At 68.3% G+C, this 21551-nt stretch carries 16 protein-coding genes; 4 read left to right on the forward strand and 12 right to left on the reverse strand.

The window, feature by feature from the left end; all coding sequences use genetic code 11:
• Window positions 1-15: 15 nt before the first annotated feature.
• From AC07X5_RS16130 to thiL, 4 genes are all read right to left on the reverse strand, one after another.
• Window positions 16-369, reverse strand: coding sequence for a hypothetical protein (locus tag AC07X5_RS16130; RefSeq protein WP_409960225.1), 354 nt, complete (start codon window positions 367-369; stop codon window positions 16-18).
• Window positions 370-465: 96 nt separating this feature from the next.
• Window positions 466-1014 (reverse strand): RNA polymerase sigma factor, encoded by a 549-nt coding sequence (locus tag AC07X5_RS16135; RefSeq protein WP_409960226.1) that lies wholly within the window; start codon window positions 1012-1014, stop codon window positions 466-468.
• Entirely contained in the window at window positions 1011-1214 is a 204-nt protein-coding gene (locus AC07X5_RS16140) for a YgaP family membrane protein (protein WP_494770995.1), read from the reverse strand. The genes AC07X5_RS16135 and AC07X5_RS16140 overlap by 4 nt, the downstream gene beginning before the upstream one ends.
• A 104-nt stretch (window positions 1215-1318) precedes the next feature.
• Window positions 1319-2275: a thiamine-phosphate kinase gene (gene thiL / locus AC07X5_RS16145; protein ID WP_494770996.1), complete on the reverse strand. Its 957-nt coding sequence runs from the start codon at window positions 2273-2275 to the stop codon at window positions 1319-1321.
• 195 nt (window positions 2276-2470) lie between these two features.
• On the opposite strand from thiL, the gene AC07X5_RS16150 reads away from it, so the two are divergent.
• Window positions 2471-9469, forward strand: a complete 6999-nt coding sequence (locus AC07X5_RS16150) for an ExeM/NucH family extracellular endonuclease (protein ID WP_494770997.1) — start codon at window positions 2471-2473, stop codon at window positions 9467-9469.
• 31 nt (window positions 9470-9500) lie between these two features.
• Here AC07X5_RS16150 and AC07X5_RS16155 read toward each other — a convergent pair whose 3' ends face one another.
• Window positions 9501-10385, reverse strand: coding sequence for a LysR family transcriptional regulator (locus tag AC07X5_RS16155; RefSeq protein WP_494770998.1), 885 nt, complete (start codon window positions 10383-10385; stop codon window positions 9501-9503).
• 169 nt (window positions 10386-10554) lie between these two features.
• On the opposite strand from AC07X5_RS16155, the gene AC07X5_RS16160 reads away from it, so the two are divergent.
• Window positions 10555-10755, forward strand: coding sequence for a hypothetical protein (locus AC07X5_RS16160; protein ID WP_494770999.1), 201 nt, complete (start codon window positions 10555-10557; stop codon window positions 10753-10755).
• Here the strand turns inward: AC07X5_RS16160 and AC07X5_RS16165 are convergent.
• From AC07X5_RS16165 to apaG, 4 genes are all read right to left on the reverse strand, one after another.
• Window positions 10712-11836: a YbdK family carboxylate-amine ligase gene (locus AC07X5_RS16165; RefSeq protein ID WP_494771000.1), complete on the reverse strand. Its 1125-nt coding sequence runs from the start codon at window positions 11834-11836 to the stop codon at window positions 10712-10714. The genes AC07X5_RS16160 and AC07X5_RS16165 overlap by 44 nt on opposite strands.
• The gene (locus tag AC07X5_RS16170; protein ID WP_409958434.1) at window positions 11833-13092 is read right to left on the reverse strand and encodes a cation:proton antiporter; all 1260 of its coding nucleotides are present in this window, start codon (window positions 13090-13092) and stop codon (window positions 11833-11835) included. The genes AC07X5_RS16165 and AC07X5_RS16170 overlap by 4 nt, the downstream gene beginning before the upstream one ends.
• A gap of 331 nt (window positions 13093-13423) precedes the next feature.
• The gene (gene tlpB, locus AC07X5_RS16175; protein ID WP_494771001.1) at window positions 13424-15397 is read right to left on the reverse strand and encodes a transporter-like protein TlpB; all 1974 of its coding nucleotides are present in this window, start codon (window positions 15395-15397) and stop codon (window positions 13424-13426) included.
• Between the two features lie 8 nt (window positions 15398-15405).
• Complete coding sequence (gene apaG, locus AC07X5_RS16180) at window positions 15406-15813, reverse strand: Co2+/Mg2+ efflux facilitator ApaG/CorD (RefSeq protein ID WP_409958438.1); 408 nt, start codon at window positions 15811-15813, stop codon at window positions 15406-15408.
• A gap of 29 nt (window positions 15814-15842) precedes the next feature.
• Here apaG and rpe point away from each other — a divergent pair, with 29 nt between their 5' ends.
• Window positions 15843-16523 carry a ribulose-phosphate 3-epimerase gene (gene rpe / locus AC07X5_RS16185; protein ID WP_494771002.1) on the forward strand — a complete coding sequence of 227 codons (681 nt, stop codon included), beginning with the start codon at window positions 15843-15845 and terminating at the stop codon, window positions 16521-16523.
• 61 nt (window positions 16524-16584) lie between these two features.
• Here rpe and AC07X5_RS16190 read toward each other — a convergent pair whose 3' ends face one another.
• The 3 genes from AC07X5_RS16190 to AC07X5_RS16200 all read right to left on the reverse strand — a co-directional run bounded on the left by AC07X5_RS16190 (window position 16585) and on the right by AC07X5_RS16200 (window position 19992).
• Window positions 16585-16974, reverse strand: coding sequence for a hypothetical protein (locus AC07X5_RS16190; RefSeq protein WP_409958442.1), 390 nt, complete (start codon window positions 16972-16974; stop codon window positions 16585-16587).
• Between the two features lie 148 nt (window positions 16975-17122).
• Window positions 17123-19273, reverse strand: coding sequence for a sensor histidine kinase (locus AC07X5_RS16195; RefSeq protein WP_494771003.1), 2151 nt, complete (start codon window positions 19271-19273; stop codon window positions 17123-17125).
• Window positions 19270-19992 (reverse strand): response regulator transcription factor, encoded by a 723-nt coding sequence (locus AC07X5_RS16200; RefSeq protein ID WP_494771004.1) that lies wholly within the window; start codon window positions 19990-19992, stop codon window positions 19270-19272. Before AC07X5_RS16200 ends, AC07X5_RS16195 begins: the two co-directional genes overlap by 4 nt.
• A gap of 227 nt (window positions 19993-20219) precedes the next feature.
• Here AC07X5_RS16200 and AC07X5_RS16205 point away from each other — a divergent pair, with 227 nt between their 5' ends.
• Entirely contained in the window at window positions 20220-21542 is a 1323-nt protein-coding gene (locus tag AC07X5_RS16205; RefSeq protein WP_494771005.1) for an SPFH domain-containing protein, read from the forward strand.
• Window positions 21543-21551 lie beyond the last annotated feature (9 nt).

Below are 21551 nucleotides of genomic sequence, written 5' to 3' on the forward strand. Positions count from 1 at the left end.
GCGCAGGGTTGCGTCTCAGGCGGGAAAGGCCGGGCCATGGGGCTGCAGGCACATGGGGCGTTCGTCGAAGGCCAGCCAGCCCAGCCGGTCGCACAGCGACTGCACCCAGGGGGTGTAGTCGGTCCGCAGCGAGCAGCGCATGGCGAGCGTGCCTTCGGACAGGTCCTCGGGCAGGTGGAATTCCAGCGCATTGCCCAGCACCGTGGCGCGGCCCCAGGTGGGCCCGATCCACTCCAGGTCCGGTGCCACCTGTGCGAGGCATTCCTTGATGTGATCGATGCCACGCAGCGGCAGCACGGTCTCGGGCGAGAGCTCGCCGGTGGACAGCGGCAAGCGTGCAGGGCGGAAGAACAGATAGGTGCAGGCCATGGCGCTGCATGGTGCACCATGCAGCTGCGTTGCGTGCAAGGCCCTCGGACGCACTGCGTGAACTATTGCTCAGCGCGGCCCCCTGGAGACAGGTTGTCAGCGCTGCGTGGCCTTCGGGGTGGGCACCAGGTACTCCCGCACCAGGCTGCGTGCACGGTGCAGCCGGCTCTTGGCCGCCTCGCGCGTGATCGAAAGGCGCTGGGCCATCTCCTCGATGGTGAGCTCCTCGAAGTCGCGCAGCAGCAGGGCATCGCGGTACTTGGGCGGCAGTGAGTCGATGGCCAGGGCCAGGTCGTGGCGCAGCGCGTCATCGGGACGGTGCGACCAGGCCATGCTGTCCTCCACCTGCGCCAGCGGCTCGCCGCGGAGCCAGGCCAGCGCCGGGCGCATGCACAGCCGCTGAACGATGCGCACCACCCAGCCGCCGAAGGCCGCCACCTCGCGCAGCGCACCCACGCGGCGGTAGACGATGATCAGCGCCTCCTGCACCACGTCGTCGGTCGCGGTGGTGGCCGCGCAGTGGCGCAGCGCGTAGCGGCGGATGTCGGGCCGCGCCAGTGCCAGCAGGCGCTCCATGGCCTCGGTATCGCCCGCGCGTGCGGCAGGCAGCAGTTGGGCGACCAGGGCGTGGGTGGTGCTGCTCATTCCATGGGCTTTCTGCCCACCATGGCGCAAGCGGGGCAATAGCCGAAGAGGCCGGTCACGATGCCGGTGGCCCCCGATGCGGCGAGCACCAGGCCGAGCGGCGTGAAGCCCAGCCAGCCCAGGCTGGCGACGAGGAGGGCGAGACCGGCGGTGATGCGCAGCAGGCTTTCGGGGCGGGTGATGTTCTTGCGGTACAGCATGGCAAAGCTCCTTGGGGGTTGAAAGAGAAGGCGCCGGCACGGGACGCCTTCCCTGACAAGAGCGGGCCCTGGGGCCAAAGGATTCATGCTGCGGAAAAATAGTTTCAGCCGAAGTGGTCGAACGAGGCGTAGCGCTTGTCTAACGGCTGGCCTTGCCCATCGACCAGCCGCAAGCCGGGCTCTGCCTCGATCACACCGATGCGCGCCACCGGTGTCTGACTGGCCTGTGCGGCAGCTGCCACGGCCGCGCGCTGCGAGGGTGGCGCCGTGAAGGCCAGTTCGTAGTCGTCGCCACCGGCCAGCGTGCACTGGTGCAGCTGCTCAGGACCCGCCGCGGCGCCCGCATGGGCCATCAGGGCCGCGGTGAGCGAGGTGTCGATGCGCGCCCCCACGCCAGATGCCTTGAGGATATGCGACAGATCGCCCAGCAGGCCGTCGCTCACGTCCATCGCGCTGCTGGCCACGCCGCGCAGCGCCAGGCCCAGGGCCACGCGCGGCGTGGGCCGTTCCAGTCGCTGGCGCGCGGCGGCCAGCACTTCGGGCGCCAGCGGGGTGTGGCCCAGCAGCGCCTCCAGCGCCAGCCGGGCATCGCCCAGCGTGCCGCTCACATAGAGCTCATCGCCCGCGCGCGCGCCGCTGCGCAGCAGCGCGTGGCCCGCAGGCACTTCGCCGAACACCGTGATGCAGATGTTGAGCGGGCCCTGCGTGGTGTCGCCCCCCACCAGCTCGCAGCCATGGGCATCGGCCAGGGCCAGCAGCCCGCGTGAGAAGCCGGCCAGCCAGGGCTCGTCCACACGCGGCAGCGCCAGCGCCAGCGTGAAGGCCAGCGGCCGGGCACCGCAGGCTGCCAGGTCGGACAGGTTCACTGCCAGCGCCTTGTGCCCCAGGGCCTCGGGGTCCACGTCGGCAAAGAAGTGGCGGCCCTCGACCAGCATGTCGCTGGACACGGCCAACTGCATGCCGTCGGCCGGCACCAGCAGCGCGCAGTCGTCTCCGACGCCCAGAGCCGCGCGGTGCACGGGCCGCGTGAAGTAGCGTGCGATCAGATCGAATTCACCCATGGGGGGATTGTGGCGCCACGCCGCCGCACTCTTTTGGGACGTGACATATCTCTGCAACACAGGCTGCCTAGAGTCGGCGGTTTGCGGCCCGGACTCCCCGTCTGCCGGCCCACCCCTCTTGCGCGGTGGAAAGCACTTTTTCGCCAGCGCCTCCCCATTGACCTACCTACCCGCACGCACGCGGAGGAAACGAGCATGACCACCGTCTACCATGCCCTGTCGGCCAGCAACTTCAGCCAGAACTGGACCAACGTCGCCACGGCGATCCCCACTGCCGACAGCTGGAGCGGCGTAGCCTCCATCGTCGGCTACCGTGGCGACAGTCTGTCGGCTGCTGCGGGCACGGATCCGCAGACCGTCACCGCCGATGGCAGCGCCACGCCGCAAAGTGCGGTGCTGCTGGGCAGCACGCCCAGCGGCAGCGGCGCGGTAGGTGTGTTCCAGACGCTGGCGGACCCCGTGGTGGCGCTGCAGGGATCGGGGACGGCGGATGCGCCCCACCTGGTCTTGCACCTGGATGCGACCGGGCGCGAGAACATCCAGATCAGCTACAGGCTGCGCGACCTCGACAGCAACACCGACAACGCCGTGCAGGCGGTCGCATTGCAGTACCGCCTGGATGAGACCGGCCCTTTCATCAACGTGCCCGCGGCCTTCACTGCCGACGCATCCGATGGCCCCAGCCTGACCAAGGAAACCACCGTCAATGCCACGCTGCCGGCGGCCGTCAATGGCGCGGCCAAGCTGCAATTGCGCATCATCACCAACGATGCGGTGGGTGCCGACGAATGGATCGGCATCGATGATATTTCCGTCACGTCCTCGGCTGCCGCTCCCGTCGGCCCCAGCCTGGCCTACAGCGGCAGCATCAACGAATCCCAGGCCTTCGACGGCCAACTGGCAGCAGGCTCCAAGATCACCATCACGCTCTCGGGCGAGACCTTCACCGGCACCGATGGCGCCAGCCTGCTGTCCACCGCCAACGTGACCAATGTGCCCGCCGGCCTCACCGCCGTGCTCACCCGCACCAGCGCCACCACGGCCGAACTGAGCTTCACCGGCACAGCCGCCAGCCATGCCAATGCCAACGACGTCAACAACCTGACCGTCACCTTCGCCGACGGCGCCTTCACCGGCGGCTCGGCTGCGGGCGTCGCCAACTCGACGCAGAGCAGCCTGAAGATCAATTTTGCCGACCTGGGAACGGCCGGCAGCGGACAGACCTTCACGCCCAACACCGGCACCACCCTCGGCAGCTCCGATGCCTCGACCGCGCTCGCACTCGATGCCAACTGGATGGTGGTCGGCGACGACGAGGTCAGCGTGCTGCGCGTGTACGACCGCGCCGGAGGCCAGGCCGTCAAGGAGTGGAACTACGGCGCGGCGCTGGGCAATGGCGGCGAACTGGACCTGGAAGGCGGCACGCGCATCGGCGACACCTTCTACTTCACGGGCTCGCACAGCAACAACAAGAGCGGTGCGGAACAGAACAACCGCGAATACATCCTGGCCGTGAAGATCACCGGCACGGGCGCCGACACCCAATTCACCTACCTGGGCAAGCACACCAGCCTGGAAGACCAGCTCGTGGCCTGGGACCAGGGCAACGTCCATGGCAAGGGCGCGAATTACTTCGGCTTTGCCACTTCGTCGGGCGCCGGCGTGATTCCCGAGAACCTCAACGGCTTTTCCATCGAAGGCATGACCGCCTCGCAGGACGGCACCAAGCTGCTGGTCGGCTTCCGTGCGCCTCAGACCGATGCCAACACCCGCGACAAGGCCGTGGTGCTGGCGCTGGACGTCGCTGGCCTGGTCAGCGAAACGGGTGGCGCGGCCCCCAACGTCAGCGGAGTCTATGAACTCAACCTGGGTGGCCGCGGCATCCGCTCCATCGAAAAGGCAGGCGATGGCAGCTACCTGATCCTGGCCGGCCCTTCGGGCAGTGCCAGCGCCGAAGTGACGCACGACTTCCGCCTGTTCCGCTGGGACGGCGTGAGCGCCACGCCCTCCGAACTGGACGTGAACCTCGACGCCCTGCGCGACGGCACGGGCGGCAGCTTCGAGACCATTGTCGATGTGCAGAGCACGGCCCAGGGCACCCTGGTGCAACTGCTGCAGGACAATGGCGACAGCACCTGGGGCGGCGCTACCGCATCCAAGGACCTGCCGGCCGCGCAGCAGAAATTCGTCGGCAACTGGGTGCAGATCGGCGCCAATGTCACCGACGCCACCGGCCCCGTGCTCAAGACCAGCACCCCCGCGGACGATGCCACCAACGTGGACAAGGCCGCCAATCTCGTGCTGCGCTTCGACGAAGGCGTGGCCCGCGGCACGGGCGATTTCGTGATCAAGAAGGTCAGCGACAACAGCACCGTGGCGACCATCTCCGCTGCCGATACCACCCAGGTGACGGTGGCGTTCAACACCGTCACCATCAACCCGACGGCCGATCTGGCAGCGAACACCGCCTACTACGTCGAAGCGGTCGCAGGCACGCTCAATGACCACTACGGCAACAACTGGGGCGGGTTGGCAGGCGCCACCGCCTTCAATTTCACCACCACCTCCGCCCCCCCTCCCAAGGTGCTGATCACCGAAGTGAACTCCAGCACCAGCTCCGGCGCGGGGGGTGGCGATTTCTTCGAGCTGTACAACTACGGCACCACGGCGATCGACCTGTCGGGCTGGAAGTGGACCGACGAGGCCGGCGCATTCTCCAGCGCCACGGAACTGACCGCCGGGACCATGCTTGCGGCCGGTGAAAGGCTGATCGTCGTCAACACCACCAACGAAGCGGCATTCCGCACGGCGTGGAACAACCTGCCCACCACGACCAAGGTGCTCGCCGTGGGCGGTGCCGGTCTGGGCGGCGATGATGCCGTCGTGGTGTTCGACTCGGCGGGCAAGGTGGCCGCCGCCGTCAACTACAAGGCCACCGGCACGTCCATCACGGCCAGCGACAACACGGTGATCCAGCCCCTGGTGAAGACCGGCGGCGGCAACTCCGCTGGCGGCCATACGGGTGTGGCCGTGGGCGGTGCGGCAGGCACCTCCGCCGTCTGGGACGGAGTCTCCACCAGCAACCCGCAGTACACGGCTGCGGTGGCGAACGTGAACGGGGCCTTTGCCCAGACGGGCACGCCCGCCAACATCGGCTCGCCCGGCGCGATCCCCAAGCCCAAGGTGCTGATCACCGAAGTGAACTCCAGCACCAGCTCCGGCGCGGGCGGTGGCGATTTCTTCGAGCTGTACAACTACGGCAGCACGGCGATCGACCTGTCGGGCTGGAAGTGGACCGACGAGGCCGGCGTATTCTCCAGCGCCACGGCACTGACCGCCGGCACGGTGCTGGCCGCCGGCGAAAAGCTGATCATCGTCAACGCCACGGACGAAGCCGCGTTCCGCACGGCGTGGAACAACCTGCCCACCACGACCAAGGTGCTCGCCGTGGGCGGCGCCGGCCTGGGCGGTGACGATGCGGTGGTGGTCTTCGATGCGACCGGCAGCGTGGCCGCCGCCATCAACTACAAGGCCACCGGCACGTCCGTCACGGCCAGCGACGGCACGGTGATCCAGCCCCTGGTCAAGACCGGCGGCGGCAACTCCGCTGGCGGCCATACGGGTGTGGCCGTGGGCGGCGCTGCAGGCACCTCCGCCGTGTGGGATGGCATCTCCACGGTCACCCCGCAGTACAAGGCTGCGGTGGCGGGCCAGGACGGTGCCTTCGCCCAGACGGGTACGCCCGCCAACATCGGCTCGCCCGGCCTGACCGAAGCCGCCAAGGGCGCCGTGCCGACCTACACGCAAGCCTTCAACGACGCCAACGGCTTTGCCGAATTCACGAAGTACAGCAAGGACGCCGATGCGGCCAACAGCTGGTACCTCAACACCACGGCCGGCGCGGACAAGGCTGCCGAGGTCAATGGCTTTGGCGACACCGCCGCGGCCAACGACTGGCTGATCTCCAAGGCGTTCAACCTGAACGACACCAGCGCCGAGTTCCTGAGTTTCCGCACCTGGACCAACTTCACCGACAACGGATTTGCCCAGCCGGTCACGCTGAAGTACTCCACCAACTACGGCGGCACGGGTGACCCGACGCTCGCCACCTGGACGGACCTGGGCTTCACGCCGTCGCCCCAGGGCAGCCAGGCATGGACCCAGTCGGGCCCGATCGATTTGTCGGCCATTGCCGGCACGAACGTCTACTTCGCCTTCCAGTACCAGTCGTCCGGCACGGCAGCCAGCTCCTCTTCGAGCTGGCGTGTGGACGACTTCAAGCTCGAGAGCTACAGCGGCTCGGTCGTCTCCATCGCCGCAACCAGCGCCGACAAGCTGGAAGGCAACACGGGCACCACCGCCTACACCTTCACCGTGACGCGCGCCGGCGATACCTCGGCTGCAGCCTCCATCAACTGGGCCGTCACCGGCTCCGGCACCTCGCCTGCCACGGCGGACGATTTCGTCGGCAACGCGCTGCCCACGGGCCTGGTGAGCTTCGCCGCAGGCGAGACCAGCAAGCTCATCACCGTCAACGTGCAGGGTGACGCCACCATCGAGCAGGACGAAGGCTTCACCGTCACGCTGTCGGGCTTGCCCAATGGCGTCACCGCCATCGGCGGCGGCACCGCGCAGGGCATCATCCGCACCGACGAAGCGCCCATCACCAAGGTTCACGCGATCCAGGGCAGCAGCGACACCGCGCAGATGATGGGCAGCACGGTGACCATCGAGGGCATCGTCACGGGATGGGCCCCCAATCTGCAGGGCTTTTACGTGCAGGAAGAGGCGGCCGACTACGACAGCGATGCCAGCACGTCCGAAGGCATCTTCGTCTACTACGGCAGCACCGTGATCCCGGGCCTGGATGCCAACAGCGTGGGCGACAAGATCAGCGTCAAGGGCACGGTGGCTGACTACAAGGGCCAGACCCAGCTGGCCTCGCCCACCGCCTTCACCCTGGTGCAGGACAACGCAGGCCTGCCTGCCGCCACCGTGGTGACGCTGCCCGTGGCCAGTGCCATCAATTGGGAAGCCTACGAGGGCATGCTGGTCACCGTGCAGTCCGCCACCAGCGGCGGCAAGCTGGTGGTCACCGACAACTTCAACCTGGGCCAGTACGGCCAGGTCACGCTGACGTCGGACGCCATCCAGCAGCAGTACACCGAGCTCAATGCGCCCAGCGTGAGCGGCAATACCGCCTACCTGGCCGACCTCAAGAAGGACCAGATCATCCTGGACGACCTGAGCAGCACGCAGAACCCTGCCAGCCACATCGGCCGCGGCGGCCTGCCGCTGTCGGCCACGAACACGCTGCGCGCTGGCGACGGCGTGACCAGCGTGACCGGTATCGTCGACCAGTTCGTGGACACTGCCGCTGCCACGCACGAGACCAGCTACCGCGTGCAGCCCACGCAGGCTGTGAACTTCACGGGCGATGCGCGTCCTACGGCGGGCTCGATCCCGGGCAGCATCAGTTCGGCTGAAATCAAGGTGGCCTCGGCCAACGTGCTGAACTATTTCACCACGCTGGGCACGGCCAACTTCATCACCAACGAAGGCAACAGCATTGCGGCCCGCGGTGCCACCGACGCAACGGAGTTCCAGCGCCAGCAGGCCAAGATCGTCAAGAACCTGCTGAGCCTGGATGCCGATGTGCTCGGCCTGATGGAAGTGCAGAACAACGGCTTTGGCCCGAACAGCGCCATCCAGTCGCTGGTCAACGCCCTCAATGCCGAGGCCGGCCCGGGCACCTACGCGTTCGTCGAGCAGCCCAAGACCGGCAGCGACGCCATCATGGTGGCCATCATCTACAAGACCGCCAAGGTCGAGCTGGTGGGAGCTGCGTCCAACCCCGATCCCACGGTGTACGACGCCTTCTCGTCCACCTACGGCAACCGCATTCCGGTGGCGCAGACCTTCAAGTCCAAGGCCGACGGCGAAACCTTCACCTTGGTGGTGAACCATTTCAAGAGCAAGGGCAGCGGCACCGCCACGCAAGGTCTGGACACGGGGGACGGCCAGGGCGCCAGCACCATCGCGCGCGAAAAGGCCGCGGCGCAACTGGCGCAGTGGCTCGGCACCCACCCCACGGGCAGCACCGACAACGACGTGCTGCTGGTCGGCGACTTCAATGCCTACAGCAAGGAAAAGACCATCACCGATCTGGCCGCCAGCGGCTACAGCAAGGTGTCCACGGGCAACTCCTACGCGTTCGACGGCCTGTGGGGTTCGCTCGACCATGCGCTGGCCAGCAGCAGCCTGACCAGCCAGGTCGCAGGCTCCTACAAGTGGGGCATCAACGCCGAAGAGCCGACCCTGCTGGACTACAACATGGAGAACAAGGACAACGCGCAGGATGCCAGCTACTTCAACGCCGATCCCTACCGTTCGAGCGACCACAACCCGATCCTGATCGGGCTCAACCTGGGCAGCACGCCAGCCTCCGGTGGTGGCGGTGGTGGTGGCGGCGGCACGCCGCCGACCATTCCTCTGATTCCTTCGGCCGGCCCTGGCCTGCCTGCCACGCTGCAGGGCTCCAGCAGCAGCGACACCATCGTCGTGCCCGACCTGCCGCTGACCCGCGTGGTCACTGGCGGTGGTGCCGACACGGTGACGGGCGGCAAGGGCGTCGATACGGTGGTGATCTCTGCCACGCTGGCCGATGTGCTGCGCCTGGGCATCAGCCAGGACAGCACCGGCAAGGTGGTGATCAACACCCCCACGGGCCCCGTCACCATGAGCGGCGTGGAACGCGTGGAACTGCAGGGCAGCCTGTTCGCCTTCGACGTGGCCTTGCCCACCGCGACCAGCGATGGCGGCAAGACCGGACAGGTGCTGGCCCTGGCCTACACCCTGTTCGGCCAGAAGCCGGACACGCTGGCTCTGAGCCAGTGGGTGCACAAGGCCGACAGCCTCGGTGGCCTGGATGCGCTGGCGCAGAACCTCATCGACACGCTGGCTCCCGGCATCGGCAACGACGGCCTGGTGGGCTTCCTGTTCAAGGCCGTCACGGGCGTGGATGCCACGGCCCAGCAGGTGCTGGAGTTCGCATCGCTGATCGGCCCGGGCAAGTCCTACGCCGCCCAGGGCGCCTTCCTGGCGGCCGTGACCAAGCTGCCGATCGCCACCGAAGGCCTGGCCGAGCTGGTGGGCGTGGTGCAGCAACTGGACGCCGGCGCCTTCCCGGTGTAAGCCGCAGGAGCGCCCCGACCCTCTGCCCGCCTCACTCTGGCGGCGGGCCGGCGAACCACAGGGCCCAGTGGTCTATGCAGGCCTTGATCTTGGGCAGGCGGTGCCGCCGCGTGAGCGTGATGGCCTGGATGGGCGAGGGTTGCTCGTCCACCCATGCGCGCAACACAGGCGCGAGCACGCCTTGTTGAACCAGCGGCTCGGCCACCAGCGTGGCCAGCCGTGCAATGCCCAGGCCCTGCAGCGCCAGGCGTGCCGTGATGCCGGTGCTGCCGGAGCGCCAGTGGCCGTCGGCCACCACCACGCGCGGCTCGCCATCGACGATGAAAGGCCAGCGGTTGAGCTGCGCCACCGCGCTGTTGGTGATGAGCCGGTGGCGGTGCAGCTCGTCCGGGTGCTGCGGCGTGCCATGTGCCTGCAGGTAGGCCGGCGTGGCATAGAGCCGGCGCGACAGCGTGCCCAGCGGGCGGGCCACCACCGTGTCGCTCGTCGGCGGGCCGGTGCGGATGGCGATGTCTATGCCATCGCGCGCCATGTCGGCCATGCGGTCGTCCACCACCAGCTCCACCCGCAGCAGCGGGTGCGCCTGCTGCAGGCGGTCGAAACTCGGGATCAGCAGGTGCTCGGCGATGACCGAGCTGGCCGCCACGCGCACCGAGCCGCTGGCCTGGCCGCTCTGGTGGCTGGCGAATTCGCCCTCGAGCTCGTCCATGGTGCTGGTCAGGCGCCGGCAGTACTCCAGAAAAGTCAGCCCCTCGGCCGTGGGCGTGAGGCCATGCGTGGAGCGGTGGATCAGCCGCGCATTGCAGGCCTTTTCGATGCGCGCCAGCGTGCGCGACACCTGGCTCACCGGCACGTCGCGCTCGCGCGCCACGGCCGATAGCGAGCCCAGGTCCGCCACGCGGACGAAGAGGTGCATGTCTTCAAAGCGGATGTCGCGCATCTGCCAATGGTAGCGGCCTTGGCGCGCAAGGCCCGGACCGCGCTTGCAGGCGCTGCAAAACGCCCTTGCAGCCGGCGGCGTTTCGCCGCTGCATGCCGCTGCCTAGAGTCAACACATCCCGCATTGAACTGGAAGGATGTGCCCCATGCCGCAGCGCGACAAACCCTATCCCGCAGACCTGCACCGCTTCAAGGCGGCAGCCCTCCGCGAATCCCATCGCCTGCGCAACGAAACGATGTGGAGCACTCCCGGTGTTCTGCGGCGCGCGGCCGCCCAGGCATTGCTGCGCCTGGGCGCGCTGTTCAGAGCCGTGTTCCGCGAAAGCGCTGCGCCGCCTGGCGGCTGACCTCGGCCAGCAGCTGCTCCTCGCGCTGGCGTTCGCGCAGCCAGCGGGCATCGTTCTGGCCGGCCTCGGTTTCGGTGCGCAGCATGTGCATGGCGTTGGCCGCACCCTGCATGGCGGCATGGCTGGCGATCTTGTCCATGGTCATCATGATGTGCTCGCGCAGCGGCATGTGGTCACCGGTGGACGGGTCCACGTAGACCGCGTCCATGCCGAAGCGGCAGGCCTGGAAGCGGTTGTAGGTGTAGACCAGGTAGTCGTCCTCCTCGGGCATGAAGGGCTGGTCCGCCAGGAACCAGGCGCCCAGCGATTGCACATAGCCCGCGAGGGCCGCGGCACGTTCGATCGTCAGCGGCGTGTCGAACACGCGGATCTCGATGGTGCCGAACTCGGGCTTGGGGCGGATGTCCCAGTAGAAGTCCTTCATGCTCTTGACCACGCCGGTGCGCGTCATCTTGTCGAAGTAGGCGGTGAAGTCCTCCCAGGTCAGCGCAAACGGTGCACGGCCCGAGAGCGGGAAGGCGAACACCGAATTGAGCCGCGCCGAATCGAAGGCCGTGTCCTGGCCCTGCACGTAGGGGCTCGATGCCGACAGCGCGATGAAGTGCGGGATGTAGCGCGACATGCGGTGCAGCATGAGCAGCGCGGCATTGGCATCGGGGCAGCCGATGTGCACGTGCTGGCCGAAGATGGTGAACTGCTTGGACAGATAGCCGTACAGCTCCGACAGCTCGCGAAAGCGCGGCTTGTCGTAGATGCGCCGCTCGTGCCACTGCTGGAAGGGGTGCGTGCCGCCGCCCACCACGGCGATGTTGAGCTTGTCGGCGCTCTTGACCAGCGCGTCGCGGATCGGCGTGAGCTGGCCCAGCACCTCGCTGGCCGAGTGGCAGATGCCCGTGGAGATCTCGATCATGCTGTTCGTCATCTCGGGCACCACGCTGCCGGGCAGCGGTGTCTTGTGCATCAGGCGCAGCATGTCCTCGGCATAGGGCGCGAGGTCGTAGTCGTTGGTGTTGACGAGCTGCAGCTCCAGCTCGACGCCCAGCGTCAGCGGTTCGGAATGGTTGAAGGCTTCGAGGCTCACGCGTTGTCTCCATGGCTGCTGGCGGCGGCGTTCGACAGCGGCGCCCAGGGTTTCGAACTCTCGCCCGCGCGGTAGATGGCGATGGTGGCGATCACGGCACCCAGCACCTCCATGAGCAGGATGGTCGGCAAGGCCACACGGGCGATCAGGTGGCCGGTGGACGGCGAGGCCACGACGAACTGCGAGGCGATCAGCAGCGCGATGGAGGACATCGGCGTCATCGCGCCGCCCACCCACAGGGCCTGGCGCCAGCTGGCACCGCTGCCCACGTTGCCCAGGGCCACGCCCAGCACCTTGGCCACCAAGCGCACGGCGATCAGGGCCAGCACCACGCCGGCCACGGGGCCGCTCCAGTCGGCCTGCGCGGCCACGGTGGAGACCAGCACGAACATCAGCATGGTCAATAGCGAAGAGGCATTGCCCAGCTGGCGCGGCCAGGCCCAGGGGCGAGGGTTGACCTGCTTGAGCAAAATGCCGCCCAAGAGTGCGGCCAGCGGGGCCGAACCGCCCATGTGCGCAGCCACGGCCGTGCCGGCCGCGATCAGCGCCAGCAGCAGCATGGAGGTGTTCTCGCTCGCGGGGCTCATGATGCGCAGCGCCATGCGCATCACCAGTGCCAGCGCGGCCGCCACCACCACCGAGACGCCCAGCACCACGATCACCGGGTACATGGTGTCGATCAGGGTCAGGCTCTGGCGGTTGATCTGCTCGGCCCGGGCGCTGCCCAGGGTCAGTGCGTACAGCGTGGACAGGGTGGCCAGCACGATGGCGCGCTCGGTCACCGGGCCGGCGGCGCGGGTGTCGGCCACCACGCGGGTCAGCACGGCCGGCGAGGCGGCCAGCGCCACCAGGGCCAGCGGACCGGCCACCTGGGTGGGCTGGTTGAGCCAGACGAGCACCCAGTACACGGCGAAGTAGGTCAGGGCGGATTCGGCAATGCTCTGCACCAGCACCATGGGGTTGTGGCGGAACCAGCGCAGCGGTATGCGCCCGCCGCACTCGAACAGCACCAGCGCGATCCCCAGCTCCAGCAGGAACAGGCCGATGCCCTGCAGCGGCCACAGCGCGCCGCTGAAGCCGGCCAGGCCCGCGGCCGTGCCTACCAGTGAGTAGCCCACCACCTTGGGCAGGCCGGTATGGCGCTGGCACAGGTAGCCCGCCACGGCGGCCACCGCCAGCAACAGAGACCATTGCACCGTAGGGAGCCCGGCCGAGGGGCGCAGCCACTGCGCCCAGAAGCTCAGGATTTCATTCATGTCGTGTGACCCCTGCGTGGCGCGGATACCGGAGGCACCCGCGGGTTGATTCTTGTGCGGCGTGCCGCCACCGCGATGGTGGTCGCATGCTGTGCGCTGCCGGCCAGATCACATCCTGCGGCGCGGCGTGGTGCACAGCCATGGCCCAGCGAAAGGCCGCTGGTGCGCCGTTACCTTAACGTACCCGGCAAAGGCCTCAGGATCCGCTTCGGTTTTGCAAAAGCGCCGTGGCCTGCCAGAGTGCGCCTAATTTAACTGTCTCCTCCGGTGCTTTTTGTAGGACAGTTTCGAGCTTTGTAAGAAGCTGTGGGGGGTGCTGTTTCGGGGTGCATCAGCAGGTTGCCGAACGTCCGCGCCCGGGGATGAAGAAGCTCAGGGGCGCGGTGCGCAGGCGAAGGCGGATGGCCGCATAGATGCGCGAGCGGTCCACGCCGCTCACGTTCTGCGCGCGCATCGCCAGGCTGAAGGCCAGGTAGAAGCTCACCGTGACATTGAGCGCGCCGATCAGCGGGATGGCTGCTAGTGCCCACCAGAAACCCGGCAGGTGCAGCGTGGGCAGGCCCAGGGACGCGAGGGCCGCGCCGATCTGGCCGGTGGACAGGGTCACGTGCCGCACGTCCAGGCCCAGGCCGAAGAAACCCGCGACGGCCGGCACCAGGCCGAGCATGAAGCCAAGCGAGATGTTGGCCGCGAAGCCCGAGAGGTTCTCGCGCAGGAAGCGTGCCCAGCGGGCTGCGCGCGCAGGGCCGAGCAGCCTGGTGATGCGCGGGTTGTAGTGCATGGCCGAGTCCAGCCGGTGCAGCACGAACCAGTTCTCCGTCCAGCCCGCGATGATGCTCGACAGGAACAGCAGCACCCCGGTGAAGGCCGCGAAGAACAGCGAAGGCCCGAGCAGGTGCAGCGACTCGAACACATGCTCGGCCTGCCTGGCGGTGATGGCCGGCGCGCCGGTGGCCTGCGCGATCCCCACCGCCAGCACGATCACGGCCGGGAAGACCACCAGCACATTGCCCAGCACGGCCGCCACCTGCGAGCGCACCAGGTGGGTGATCTCGTCGACGAAGGACTCGATGGCGTCGCTGGCACCGAGCTCCTTGAGCTTGGCGGCCATGGCCGGTGCCGTCATCGCCGGCTGCTTGGTGGCCACCGTGAGGTGCAGCAGCTGGATCAGCACGAAGGTGACGGCATAGTTCACGCCCGCCCAGAAGCCGCCCCAGAACGCCGACAGCGCCAGCGCGTACAGGCCGAACTTTGCCAGCGTGGTGAAGGCCATCAGGGCCCCGCCGCCGGCCGCCTTCGTCACCATGGAGCGGTACTCCGCCCCCGTGCGGGTGATGTAGTGCTCGCCCGTCTCGGCGCTGCGCTCTGCCACCTTGGCCGCCAGCAGCGAGGAGTTGGAGGCGAACAGCGCGCGCAGGCTGCGCCGCTCCTGCCCCACCAGTACCAGGCTGGCCATGAGTTTGGCCGCTGTCAGGGCCGGCTGGGACGACAGCAGGCAGTCGAGCAGCAGGCGCACGCGCAGGATGCGCTCGCGCAGCTGGCGCAGGCGGAACACCAGGCCGACCGAGATGCCGTTGTCCTCGAAATGCGTGTACACCGTGGCGGCGGCCGCACGGCATGCCTCCAGCCGCTCGCGCAGGCGCTGCACCGCAGCGTCGAGCCGCTCGGGCGTGCGCAGGCCGTGCAACACCTCCACGCGCAGGCTCTCCACATCGTGGATCAGCGCGTGGAAGGGCTGCGATTCGCGCGCCGCCTCGCTCATGCGCAGGCGCAGCTCGGGTGCGAAGCCGGTGGACAGGATCTGCCCTGCGCAGTAGGTGATGGCGTCGAGCAGGGCCTTCTGCCAGCGCGAGGCGCCGCCCGTGTCGGTGGGCGCCAGCAGGTGCACCAGGCGCGCGAGCTGGGCTTCTTCCAGCGCGCCGACCCACTGCGCGTCGAAGCCGCCGGGCAGGGCCAGCATGAACAGTTCGGAGGCGTCGATGGTCTCGGGGCTGGCCGGCAGCAGCTTGGTGCGCAGGCGCTCGGCCACCTCGCTGGCCAGGGCCGTGCGCGGTGCAAAGCCGAAGTCGGCCAGCAGGGTGGTGATGTCCACGGTGTCCACCAGCACCGCCCACCATGCCTGGAGCTTCGCCTGCACTTCGGGCCGGGCCTCTGCCGCATCCAGGAACAGCTGCAGGCGGCCGATGGCCCCCGGCACCGAGTCGCGCTTGCCGCGCACCCAGTCGAGCAGGCCGATCAGCCACAGGTGGCGGTGGGCGGTATCGGCATTCGGGTCGAGTTGCGCCAGGATGCTGGCGAGGTCCACACTGCGGCTCAATGCAGCACCCGGCCGGTCAGGGGTTGGCCCGAGGGCCCCTGGTTGATCGCCTCCAGCATGAACAGGTCCACCTTGGCGTCGAAGGGCTCGCCTTCCTCGCCCACGCAGTGGAAGGTGCCGTGCATGGTGCCGCTGGCCGTGCGCAACCGGCAACCGCTGGTGTACTGGAACGATTCACCGGGCTTGAGCAGCGGCTGGTGCCCCACCACGCCCAGGCCCTTGACCTCCTCGGTATGGCCGCGCGAGTCGCTGATGATCCAGTGGCGCGAAATCAGCTGCGCAGTCGCGTCCCCGGCATTGGTGATGGTGATCGTGTAGGCGAAGCTGAAGACCCCCGCGTCCGGCTCGGATTGCTCCGGCAGGTACTCGGGTTGAACTTTCACGTCAAACTGGAGCTTTGGCATGGGCGAATGGTAACTGCGACAATCCCCCCATGAGCCGACCTTTTCGCATAGCCCCCTCGATCCTCTCCGCCGACTTTGCCCGCCTGGGGGAAGAAGTGCGCAATGTCATTGCCGCCGGAGCGGACTGGATCCACTTCGACGTGATGGACAACCATTACGTGCCCAACCTGACCTTTGGCCCCATGGTTTGCCAGGCCCTCAAGCCGCATGCCAAGACCGCCGATGGAACCGCCGTTCCGGTGGATGTGCACCTGATGATCGAGCCCGTGGACGCGCTGGCAGCCGCGTTCGCCGAGGCGGGAGCGGACTACATCAGCTTCCACCCCGATGCGTCCGCCCATGTGCACCGCAGCATCCAGGCCATTCGCAGCAAGGGCGCCAAGCCCGGCCTGGTGTTCAACCCGGCCCAGCCGCTGGACGTGCTGGATTGGGTCATCGACGACATCGACCTGATACTCATCATGAGCGTCAACCCCGGCTTTGGTGGCCAGAGCTTCATCGACTCCGCCCTGCGCAAGATCGAGGACGTGCGCCGCCGCATCGATGCCTCGGGCAAGGACATCCGCCTGGAGGTGGATGGCGGCATCAAGACGGACAACATCCGCCGGGTCGCGGATGCGGGGGCCGATACCTTCGTCGCCGGTAGCGCCATCTTCGGCAAGCCGGACTACAAGGGCGTCATCGACGCCATGCGGCAAGCGCTGAAGTAATACAACGCAAAGAAAAACGGGCTGCACCATGCAGCCCGTTTGCTTTACTGGATTGCTCCGGTCATTGCGCCGGGACGATGATGGTGGTTGTGGTCGATTCACGCAGCACACCACCGCCAGAGACCGAGCCGCTCACGGCACTGCTCTCGACGCGGCGCACACACTCCGAACGCTCCTGAGCGCTCTGGAAGGCATTGCAGCGGTCGGTACCATTGACCGCCGCGATCGGGCCGGGGTCGCTCAACTGGCCTTTGCGCGATGCGTCCAGGGCGTTGGTGGCCTCGCGCATGCAGGTCGCCATGCTGTCCTGGGTGTTGTTGGTCATGCATTTCTGGCGGTCCTGTTCGTAGCGGGCCGTGGCCTCCGAGGAAGGCGACTGGGCCAAAGCGGCGCCAGATGCTGCCAGCAGGGCGGCGGTGACAACGGGGGCAAAAAAGGCGAAACGTTTCATGGCGGGGACTCCTTGCGCAGGGCGCGAATGACAGGGTGCAACACAGTTGCAAAGGGATGGGTGCAGCGTAGCCCTGCATCCCCCCGGGTCCTGTCGGACAGCGCCGACCGCAGCCGTGCGCCTTGGCGCCTTCTTCCTGCTGCCCCGCTCAACCCAGCCGCTGGAAGGTCAGCGTGAACGCCACTCCGTCGGCCGTGTTTTGCGCATTGATGGTGCCGCCCATCTTGGCCATGTAGGTCTTGGCCACGAACAGCCCCTGGCCGCGGTGCTCGCCTTCGCCCACGGGCGTGGGCAGGTCGGGGTCGGACACCCCGAGCTCGAAGATGCGGCCCAGCAGGTCGTCGGCAATCGTGGCCCCCACGTTGTGCAGCGTGGCGCTGGCGGTGGACTCCGACGCCGCGAGCGTGAGCGTGATGGGCGTGCCCGCGGGGCGGTAGCGATCGGCATTGCGCAGGATGTGGGTCACCACGTCCTCCAGTGCGAACTCGTCGGCGCGCACGATGACTGCGCCTGCGCCACCGGGGTACACCACGTCCACGATGCCCGCGAAATGCGCGTTGTCCGCCACATGGCGCAAGAACGCATCCAGGTCCAGCCGGCCTTGGGGCACATCGGCCGCCTGCAATGCCTCCGCTGGCGAGGCCGTGCCATAGAGCACGTGCACCGCCTGCTGCATGCGCTGCACGTAGCGGTGCCCGGGGTCGCCGGGCCCGCCGTGCAGCACCATCAGCGACTGCAGAGGCGACATGATCTCGTGGCCCACGGCGTGCCACATGTCGCGCTCCTGCTGGGCGCGCAGCTGTTCGCGCTGGATATCGTCCTTCACGCGCTGCAGCAGGTCGGCCAGGCCGCCGGCCAGGATGCCCAGCTCGTCCGAGCCGCGCAGGTCCGAGACGTCGAGGTCGCCCAGGCGCGGGCCGATGTGCCCATCCTGCACGTTATAGGACACGGCGGCCGCGCGCCGGGTAAGGGCCGTCACGCGGCGCAGCAGCCCCACCTCCACGATCAGCCAGGCCAGGGCGATCGCGGTCAGCATGGCGCCCAGGTACCAGGACATGCGCGTGGCCACCGCGGCCAGGCCCTGCTCCAGCCCGCGCAGGTTGCCCGTGAAGCTGACCACGTAGTTGCCCGTGGGCGTGTCCAGGATGTCCAGGCCCGCGGGCGTGGCGCGCGCCTCGGGCGCATCCAGTGGCAGCCAGCTCACCAGGCGGATCAGCCAGGGCGACGAGGGCTCGGCCTGTACCTCGGCGCCCTGGAGGGTGAGCGCACGCTCCTCGCCTTCGCCCATCTTGCGCACCTGCACCTTCTCGCCGGGCAGCAGGCTGCGCGTCACCTCCGTGAGCGAGGCGCCCGGCTGTGCACCCGGGGCATTGCTGTCGAACAGCGGCGGGCCTTCGCCGGGCGCGAGCATCTCCACGCGCACACGCATGCTGCCCAGGTCCTCGGGCGGCCATACCAGGCGCTGGTCCTTGCGGAACAGGGCCTCGCGGAAAAGCTCCACCGGCAGGCGGATGGAATAGAAGCTCCGGCGCTGGCAGTCGGGGGCGGCGCCCGCCAGGTCGCGGCACTGACCGTTCTGCCAGAGCCAGCCGCGGAAATCGCGCACCGGGCGGGCACGGACGTCCAGCGTGTCGCCGCCCGTGTCCACAAAGCCGGTGAGCCGCCCGCGTGCGCCGGGCAGGGTGCCCGCGGCCGTGCCCGGCGTCGGTGCCATGGCCTCGAACGGCGCGACCCAGCGGCTGGTGGTGCCGCGCATGTCCAGGGTCACGCGGGCGCGGTGCACGGCCGCCAGGTCCAGCGCGCCGCGTTCGCGGCCTGCCAGCTCACCGGCATAGAAGCTGCCCACGAGGTAGATGAAGCCGCCCGCATACGGGTTGTTGCCGATGGCCGCGCAGACCGATGAGCCATCGGGGTACTGCACCGAGCAGCCCGCCATCTCCACCGCCTGCTGGGCCTTGTTCTGGTCGTCGAAATCGATGGCCGAGTAGGGCAGCAGCAGCGGGGCCAGCGGCGTGGCGCCCTGGCCCAGGCTCGCGGAATTGAGCAGCGCCAGCTGGCCCGAGGGGTGGCGCAGCCGCGCCATCACCTCGGCCTGGCTGCGCTGAAAGCCGTGCTGGTAGCTCTGCCAGGCGCGCTCCTTCTCCTCGCGCAGCAGCACCACGCTGAGTGCCACGGTGGCCACGGCCAGCAGGATGAACACGCTGCGCACGAGGATGCGCGAGCGAAAGGCCGGCAGGCCCAGGCGCGGCATTTCGAGCCGGGGCATCTCCAGGCCGGGGCGCAGCAGGCGCTTGATCATGTCTTCAAGCGGCCCTGCGCCAGCGGCGAGCCGACCCAGCGAAAGCCGCGCATGGGGACGTTCTCGATGCCCTCAAAGGCCGGGTCCACTTCGCGCAGCGCTTCGCGGATGGTGCTCACATGCTTGCGCACGTTGTCGCGGTTGCGCCCGCTCTTGACCACCTCGAACAGCTCGTCGTAGGACACCACCTCGCCGCTGCGCTGGTGCAGCGTGGCCAGGATGCGCTGCGCCGTGAGCGGCAGGTTGATGCGCTCGCCGCGCCAGGTGGGGCTGCGCTGCCACAGCGGGTCCAGCACCAGCGCATCGCCGGGTGTCGTGGCGGCAGCGGCCGGCGTGGCCGCCTGCGTGGTGCGCAGGATGTCGAGGAAGGTCTCGATGAAATCGGCCTCCTCGAAGGTCGTCTTCTGCAGGTAGTCCCAGGCGTCCAGCGCCTTCATGATGCTGCGGTAGATGGCCGCCGGCATGGCCGACACCACCAGCACCGGCGTGCCCTGGCGCAGCTTGTTGATGGCGTTGATGAGGGCCACGCCGGCATGGCGCTCGCGGCCGAGCTCGATGTCCAGCACCACCGCGTCGTAGTGCTCACGCGCCAGCGCGGCCTCGGCCTCGTCGCGGGTGAACCACTGGTCGATCACGATGCCGCTGCGCGCACTGCGGATCCAGCCGGCCAACTGGTTGCTGGTGGGCAGGTCGTCTTCGATCACGGCGATGCGGGTCATGGCAGGGGGCAAGAGTGGTCCTGCGCCAATTATCCGGGGCCCCCGCCGCAGCCGGTGTGAGTTTTTCTTCCGGGGGCGGAGCGTTTGCACGGTGGCCGTGAGCGCTTTGGCGCGGCCGCAGCATTGTTGCTTCCGGGGGGAATGCGAAGAATTGCTCACCAATGCGGCACGGAAATCCGGCGCCGCAGAACAGCCACCAACCGCACCGAATTGAAGAGGGAAACACCATGAAAGCCACCTGGAACCGCATCATCCGCGCCCTGCGCCGCAACGCCGCCCCGGTCGAGCCCATCGATACCACCCTGGACGCTGCCGTGGACGTATCGACCGCTCCTGCCGCCACCGCCCCGCGCCGCCTGGCCGCCCCTTCGGGCCGCACCCTGGCCTGCCTGGCCATCGGCGCAGCCGTGGTGGCCGCCGGCGCCATGGTCTACAAGAACCCGCCCGTGCAGCACCTGGAGCAGGGCGAGCTGGGGGTGCGCATGAACCAGGTCACGGGCTCGGTCGCCCAGTGGCGCGATGGCAGCGTGTGGGTGCTGCCCGGCCTGCACAGCGTGCGCGTTTTTTCGCTGCGCGACCAGACCTACCGCCCTGAGCAGATGCGCCAGGCCAATGGCGGCGCCCCGCTCCAGTCGGTCGAAGGCCTGTCCTTCGGCCTGGACCTGGGCGTGCGCTACGCCCTTGATCCCGCCACGGTCGCTTCCCGCTCGGGCAGCCTGCCCGACAACGTGGGCGCCGAGATCGTCGAGCCCGCTGTGCAGGGCCTGATCTACAAGGTCTTTGCCCGCTACACGGTGCGCGAGATCTTCTCCACCAAGCGCGCCGAGATCCAGCAGATCATCGAGACCGAACTGCGCACCCGCCTGGCCGCAGACGGCGTGCTGCTGCGCCACGTGCAGATCGGCAAGGTCGACCTGCCCGCCGAATACCGCCGCGGCATGGACAGCCTGCTGGCCGAGGAACTCGCCTCCGAGAAGATGCGCTACACGCTGGAGCTCAAGGACAAGCGCGTCAAGGAAACCGAACTCGACGCCAGCGCCGACAAGGTGCGCCGCGAGGTCGCCGCCGAAGCCGCCGCGCGCGAGCAGGTCATCGCCGCCCGTGCGCAGGAAGAAGCCATGAAGCATGTGCTGCCCTTCAAGCAGCGCCAGATCGAGCAGCGCCAGCTCGAAGCCGAGGCCGAGAAGGTCTCGCGCATCAAGGCCGCCGAGGGCGCCGCCCAGGCACGCCGCATCGAAGCCAACGGCGAGGCCGATGCGCGCCAGAAGCTGGCCGAGGCCGAGGCCTTCCGCATGGACCGCATCGGCAAGGTCAACGCCGAGCAGATGGCGCGCGAAGGCGCCCTGGTCACGCGCCACCCACTGCTGATCCAGAAGACGCTGGCCGACAAACTCTCGGACAAGATCCAGGTCATCATCGCGCCCCCACCGACCAATGGCGACTTCATCGGTGCCGCGCTGCTGGGCGGCAACCGCAATGCCCAGGCCGTCGCTGCCCAGGCCAACGCTGGCGCCGACGACACCACCGCCGCCCAAGCCACGGAGCAATGAACATGAGTC

The organism is Acidovorax sp. GW458-11-26-14-TSB4 (genome assembly GCF_059423865.1).